5 protein-coding genes are annotated in these 6,128 nt (G+C 69.3%); 2 read left to right on the top strand and 3 right to left on the bottom strand.

All coding sequences use genetic code 11. From position 1 onward, the window contains the following. Positions 1 to 28: 28 nt before the first annotated feature. Positions 29 to 1,792 carry a CotH kinase family protein gene (locus HG543_RS50510; protein WP_343073644.1) on the top strand — a complete coding sequence of 588 codons (1,764 nt, stop codon included), beginning with the start codon at positions 29 to 31 and terminating at the stop codon, positions 1,790 to 1,792. Here the strand turns inward: HG543_RS50510 and HG543_RS50505 are convergent. Next, on the bottom strand, positions 1,752 to 2,744 hold the full coding sequence (locus HG543_RS50505) for a TIGR01777 family oxidoreductase (protein ID WP_169352148.1): 993 nt from the start codon (positions 2,742 to 2,744) through the stop codon (positions 1,752 to 1,754). The two genes, HG543_RS50510 and HG543_RS50505, sit on opposite strands and share 41 nt — an antisense overlap. Positions 2,745 to 2,873: 129 nt before the next feature. On the opposite strand from HG543_RS50505, the gene HG543_RS50500 reads away from it, so the two are divergent. Further along, positions 2,874 to 3,626, top strand: a complete 753-nt coding sequence (locus HG543_RS50500) for a TetR/AcrR family transcriptional regulator (protein ID WP_169352147.1) — start codon at positions 2,874 to 2,876, stop codon at positions 3,624 to 3,626. A 7-nt stretch (positions 3,627 to 3,633) separates the two neighbouring features. Here the strand turns inward: HG543_RS50500 and HG543_RS50495 are convergent, their stop codons facing one another. Together HG543_RS50495 and asnS are read right to left on the bottom strand one after the other, a co-directional pair. Further along, positions 3,634 to 4,407: a Sir2 family NAD-dependent protein deacetylase gene (locus HG543_RS50495; RefSeq protein WP_169352146.1), complete on the bottom strand. Its 774-nt coding sequence runs from the start codon at positions 4,405 to 4,407 to the stop codon at positions 3,634 to 3,636. A 72-nt stretch (positions 4,408 to 4,479) separates the two neighbouring features. Beyond that, positions 4,480 to 5,880, bottom strand: coding sequence for an asparagine--tRNA ligase (gene asnS, locus HG543_RS50490; protein WP_169352145.1), 1,401 nt, complete (start codon positions 5,878 to 5,880; stop codon positions 4,480 to 4,482). Between the last annotated feature and the right edge of the window lie 248 nt (positions 5,881 to 6,128).

The following is a 6,128-nucleotide window of genomic DNA, read 5'->3' as shown; positions in this document are numbered from 1 at the left end:
GGCGGGACGGGAGAGGGGGAGGAACCAGGTGGGAGGGAAACGCTTTCACGGCGTCTTGCTGGCGTGCGTCGCGGGCCTGATGGTGGCCTGCGGAGGCTCCGGCGCGAGCGGTGGCACGACGGACGACGGCCCCGGGCCACAAGATGAGTCACCCAACGGGCCACCGAGCCCACCCGCTGAGCAACCCGACGCGGGCGGCCCACCGCCCACGGAGGTTCCCGACAGCGGAACGCCGGACGCGGGGCCGACTCCGGAGCCACCGGATGCGGGCCCGCCGCCGACACAGTCCACCCTCTGCCTTCCCACCGCGGGCGAGGCCCGCTGGGTGAAGGAGGGTGAGCAGGTCACCGCCACGGTGAAGTGCGGCACGGGCCACACCGGCGCCGACGTGCGCTTCACCGTGGAAGGCCTGCCCACGGGCGCGAGCTTCGACGAGGCGACCGCCACCCTGCGCTGGACGCCCACGCGGGCCCAGGCGGCGGTGTGGCACCTCACCCTGCGCGAGCGGAGCACGGGCGAGACGGGCACGCTGAAGGTGGGCGTGGCGCCGGACATCGTCGTCTCCGACAAGGTCCAGTTCGCCGACCCGGCGAAGTACACGGAGGAGTACGGCCTGCCCGTCTTCCACCTGTTCTTCGAGGGCAGCCTCACCTCGGGCGGATACAAGCCCGCGCAGCTCGTCTACCGGGGGCGCCGCTACGAGATGGAGGCGCAGTACCGCGGGGCCACGTCCAGCGTGTTCCCCAAGCGCAGCCTCACCTTCAAGTTCAAGGACGAGGACCTCTTCAACGAGCCCGTCTACGGCGACGGCTTCCTCAACCGGAAGCGCGTGGTGCTCATCACCACGTTCAATGACAACTCGTACATGCGCTCCCGGCTCGCCTTCGACCTGTGGAACCGCATGGCGCCGGACCACGTGAAGATTCGCACCTTCAGCGGGGTGCTCTACGTGAATGGCCGCTTCATGGGGCTCTACACGGCGTCGGACCACGTGAGCAAACGCCTCATGGACTGGCACGGCATCCCCAAGGACGCGGACCTCTACAAGGCCGTGGACAACGACGCCAACTTCTCCCGCCTGACGAAGCGGGGCGTGCCCAAGGACAAGCTGCACGCCGGCTTCGAGAAGGAGGAGGGCACGCCCGAGGAGGGTGACTTCGGCGACTTCGACACCCTGCACGAGCTCATCGCCTTCGTCGCCGACTCGGACGCGGACACCTTCCGCGCGGGCTTCCCGCAGCGCATGAAGGCCAGCGACTACCAGGACTGGTGGATCTTCAACACGCTCATCCTCGGCGTGGACTCGCAGGCGAAGAACTCGTACCACGCCTACGACCCGGCCACCCGGAGCCAGTGGCGCTACATCCCCTGGGATTTGGACGCCACGCTCGGCCAGAGCTTCGACACCACCCGCACGTCGCCCACCTCGCGCCCGACGTTCGCGGAGGACAACCTGCTCTTCAAGAAGATGCTGGCCGACCCCACCATCGCCGGGCCCATGCGCGAGCGGTACCGGAAGCTCTTGAGCGACGAGCTGAAGCTGGAGACGGTGCTCTCCCTCATCGACGGCTACGTGAAGGAGACCGCGCCCGTCGCCCGGCGCGACTGGGCGAAGTGGGGGGATGATTACGTGGGCTTCGCCAAGCCCACACCCGACCCCGTCCAGACCGGCTACAGCAACTTCCCCAACTGGCACACGCGCCAGGACTTCAACTCCTACGAGGAGGAGGTCGAGTACGTGCGCCAGTGGGTCAAGACGCGCTGGCCGGCCCTGCGGGAGCAGCTGCCGTAGGGTGACGGAGGGCCCGCCAGCTCGCGACCAGCTCGCGGGCGGCGCCGGGCCAGTCCGGGTGCAGGAAGGTGAACCCGGCCTGGAGCAGGCGGCCGGGCACCACGCGGCGGCTCTTCAGGAGCAACTCCGTGTCCGTGCGCATGAAGACCGCGCCCACCTCCAGCATCCACTTCGCGGCGGGCAGCCCCAGTCCCACGCCCGCCGCGTCGCGCAGCACGCGCATGAAGTCCCGATTGGGCAGCGGGTTCGGCGCGGCCAGGTTGAACGCGCCCGACAGGTCCTCACGCCCCATCAGGAACTGGACGGCGCGCACGAAGTCCTGCCCGTGAATCCAGGACACGTACTGCCGCCCGTTCCCCGCCGAGCCACCGAGCCCGAAGCGCACCAGCCGGAAGAGCACGTCGAAGACGCCCTCGGCATCGGGGCTCATCACCATGGCGGTGCGCAGCGCCACCTTGCGCGTGCGCGGCGTGTCCGCCTCCTGGAGCGTCCGCTCCCACGCCTTCGCGATGTCGATGCTCTGACGCCAGTACGCGGGAGCGTCGGGCTCCTCACCGCCGATGATGCCGGTGGCCTCGTCGTTCGGCGCGTCGAAGCGGTGCGCGTAGAGGGTGGCGGTGCTCATCTGGAGCCACAGCCGGGGCGGCCGCTTCGCCTGGGCGATGGCCTGCCCCACCACGCGGGTGGACTCCACGCGCGAGTCCATCATCGCCTGGAGGTTCTCCGGCGTGTAGCGGCAGTTCACGCTCCGCCCGGCGAGGTTGATGACGACGTCCGCGCCGTCGACCTCCGCGGCCCAGGCCCCCAGCGTGCGGCCATCCCACGACACGGTGCGGCTGCCCTCGCCTCCCCCACCCCGACTGAGGATGACGACCTCGTCGCCGCGCGTGCGAAACGCCCGCGCCAGCAACCCGCCCACCTGCCCCGTGCCTCCCGGAATCACGACCTTCATGACCAACCCCCTCTGCCGCCACGGCCCGTCCCCCGGCCGCGGCACTCACTGTGTCCGGGTCTCTCTTGCTCCTTTCGGATTCCCCGTGCAATAAATAAAGTGAACGCGTTCACTTAAAATAGGCACGGGATGAAGAAGCAGGGCGAAGCGAAGGAGGGAGCGAAGCGGGGCCGAGGGCGTCCCCGGGGCGCCACGGAGCAGGGGCTGGAGACACGCCAGCACCTGTACGAGACGTCGCTGCGGCTCATCGCGGCGCGCGGCTTCGACGAGACGACGCTGCGGGACATCGCCCAGGAAGCCGGTGTCAGCGTGGGGCTGCTCTACCGCTACTTCCCCAGCAAGCGCGCCATCGTGCTCGCGCTCTACGAGGAGCTGTCCGCGCGGTACGCGGAAGCCGCCGTGAAGATGGGCGTGGGCCCCTGGCGCGAGCGCTTCCTGTTCGCGCTGCGCACCAGCCTGGAGGTGCTCGGCCCGCACCGCGAGCCGCTCACGGCGCTGGTGCCGGTGTTGGTGGGAGGCAAGGAGGAAGGGCTCTTCTCGCCCGGCACCGCGTTCTCACGCCTGCGGGTGCAGGGGGCCTTCGTCGACGCGGCGCTCGGGGCCACGGACGCACCCGGTGGAACGACGGGCCCGGCGCTGGGCCGCGTGCTCTACATGGTGCACCTCGCGGTGGTGCTGTGGTGGTTGCTCGACAAGAGCCCCCGGCAGCGCGCGACGGACGGCCTCATCCGGCTGCTGGAGCGGCTGCTGCTCCCTGCCTCGCTCGCGCTCAAGGTGCCCGGAGCTGGTGCCTTCGTCCGCACCGCCGACGCCCTCTTCCGGCAGGGACTGCTGGGTGAGCCCGCGGCGCCGGGGGACGCCGGGGAGGAGCCGGCGTCCTGAGCCGCTCCTATGCCCGGGGCTGGGCCGCGAGCAGCGCCTTCACCCGCTCCACCACCGGGGGCAGCACCTCGCCGATGCCCGCGTCGATGCGCAGGTCGGCCACCTCGTCGAAGGGCGTCTCGCCGCGGTTGAGGAGGATGAGCTTCGACCCGGCCTCCATCGCGATGCGCGGCATGTCGTTGGCTGGCGACACCACCAGCGACGAGCCGATGGCGAAGAACACGTCGCTCTCCGCCGAGTGCATGAAGGACCGCTCCAGCTCCTTCGCCGGCAGCGGGTCGCCGAAGTTCACCACCGAGGAGATGATCCGGCCCTTGCACACCGGGCAGCGCGGCTGTCCCTTCAGCGGGCGGTGGGCGCGGTAGCCCTCGCCCCACACGCGGCGGTCCCACCCCACCTGCTCGAAGGTGAAGCGCGACTCACAGCCCAGACAGCGCATCAACTTGCCGTTGCCGTGCAGCTCCGCGAGCCGCTCCAGCGGGAAGCCCGATGACAGGTGCAGGTTGTCCACGTTCTGCGAGATGAGGAACTTCAGCAGCCCCAACTGCTCCAGCTCCACGAGGCACAGGTGCGCCACGTTGGGGCGGATTTGCGAGGGAGGCGCGCCCCACTTCGGCGGGGGCAGTCCCGCGTCCCGGCGGGTCCACACGCCGTCGGGCCCGCGGAAGTCCGGCAGGCCCGAGTCGGTGCTGATGCCAGCCCCGGTGAAGGCCACCAGGTGCTGGCTGGCGGCAATCCACTCGGCCGCCTGCTCGATTTGTTTCTGGAGGTCCGCACTCACGGTGGGCGCCTTTCGCTGGCCGCCAGAGGCCAGACCTCATTCAACGCGCCACACCGTGAGAGCCATTCCGGCCTAGAACTGCGCCCAGCCCGGCACGCGCGGGTAGGGAATGGCGTCGCGGATGTTCTGCAGCCCGCACATGTAGACGATGAGCCGCTCGAACCCGAGCCCGAAGCCCGCGTGCGGCACCGTGCCGTAGCGGCGCAAATCCCGGTACCACTGGTAGTGCTCGGGCTGGAGGCCGAACTTCTTCATGCGCGCGTCGAGCACGTCCAGCCGCTCCTCGCGCTGGCTGCCGCCGATGATTTCGCCGATGCCGGGGGCCAGCACGTCCATGGCGGCCACCGTCTTCCCGTCCTCGTTGATGCGCATGTAGAAGGCCTTGATTTCCTCCGGGTAGTTCATCACCACCACGGGCCGGCCCACGTGCTCCTCGGAGAGGTAGCGCTCGTGCTCCGTCTGGAGGTCCTTGCCCCACTCCGGCGCGTACTCGAACTTCTTCTTCGCCTTCTTCAGGATGTCGATGGCGGCCGTGTAGTCGATGCGCTCGAAGCTGGAGTTGATGAACTTCTCCAGCCGCTCGATGACGCCCTTCTGCACGCGCTCCTCGAAGAACTTCAGGTCCGGCCCGCAGTCGGTGAGCACCGCCTTGAAGACGGCCTTGAGGAAGCGCTCGGCCAGGTCCGCGTCCGCGTTGAGGTCCGCGAAGGCGATTTCCGGCTCAATCATCCAGAACTCGGCCAGGTGGCGCGTGGTGTTGGAGTTCTCGGCGCGGAAGGTGGGGCCGAAGGTGTACACCTTCGACATGGCGAGGCAGTACGCCTCCACGTTCAGCTGGCCGGAGACGGTGAGGTAGGCCTCCTTGCCGAAGAAGTCCTTGTGCCAGTCAATCTTGCCTTCCGGCGTGCGGGGCGGGTTGACGGTGTCCAGCGTGGAGACGCGGAACATCTGCCCGGCGCCCTCCGCGTCGCTGGCGGTGATGATGGGCGTGTTGACCCAGAAGAAGCCCTCTTCATCGAAGAAGCGGTGGATGGCCGCGGCGGCGCGGTGGCGCACGCGCGTAATCGCACCGAAGGTGTTGGTGCGCACGCGCAGGTGAGCCACCTCGCGCAGGAACTCCAGCGTGTGCTGCTTGGGCTGGATGGGGTAGGTGTCCGGGTCGTCCACGAAGCCCAGCACCTGGACCTCGTCCGCCTGGACTTCGAAGGCCTGCCCCTTGCCCTGGGACTTCACCAGCGAGCCCCGGGCGACGACGGAGCAGCCCGCCGTCAGGTGCAGCACTTCCTTCTCATAGTTGGGCAGGGTGGCCGGGGCCACGACCTGGATGGGGTCGAAGGTCGAGCCGTCGCTGACGTTGACGAAGCTGATGCCCGCCTTGGAGTCGCGGCGCGTGCGCACCCACCCGCGGACCTCCACCTTCGTCCCCTCCTCCAGCGCGCCCGCGAGGACCTTCTTCACACTGACGACCTGCATTGACGCTCTCCCTTGAGCCGAATGCCGATTCCAGATTCCACGTACGAATCGGCAGGGAGTTAGCCGTGCGCCGGGCCGGAGAACAAGCGCGGCGTGAGCCGGAATGTCCCTGAAACCCTGTCCGGCAGCCCCCTTTCCGGCCATGGATGGGGGCCGCCAGGAGCCGCGCCAGGGGCCGGAAGCCTGGGGGGGCCTGGAGTCCCCCTTCCCCACCCCACCCGGAGGCCCTTCCCGGGGCTTCCAGGGGC

This window comes from Pyxidicoccus fallax (assembly GCF_012933655.1).
GTDB lineage: Bacteria > Myxococcota > Myxococcia > Myxococcales > Myxococcaceae > Myxococcus > Myxococcus fallax.
This window is presented reverse-complemented; position numbering and strand designations above follow the sequence as displayed.

Excerpts from the sequence above, each read along its gene's own strand:
- HG543_RS50500 (WP_169352147.1), top strand. The coding sequence starts at position 2,874 with ATGAAGAAGCAGGGCGAAGCGAAGGAGGGAGCGAAGCGGGGCCGAGGG.
- asnS (WP_169352145.1), bottom strand. The coding sequence starts at position 5,880 with ATGCAGGTCGTCAGTGTGAAGAAGGTCCTCGCGGGCGCGCTGGAGGAG.
- HG543_RS50505 (WP_169352148.1), bottom strand. The coding sequence starts at position 2,744 with ATGAAGGTCGTGATTCCGGGAGGCACGGGGCAGGTGGGCGGGTTGCTG.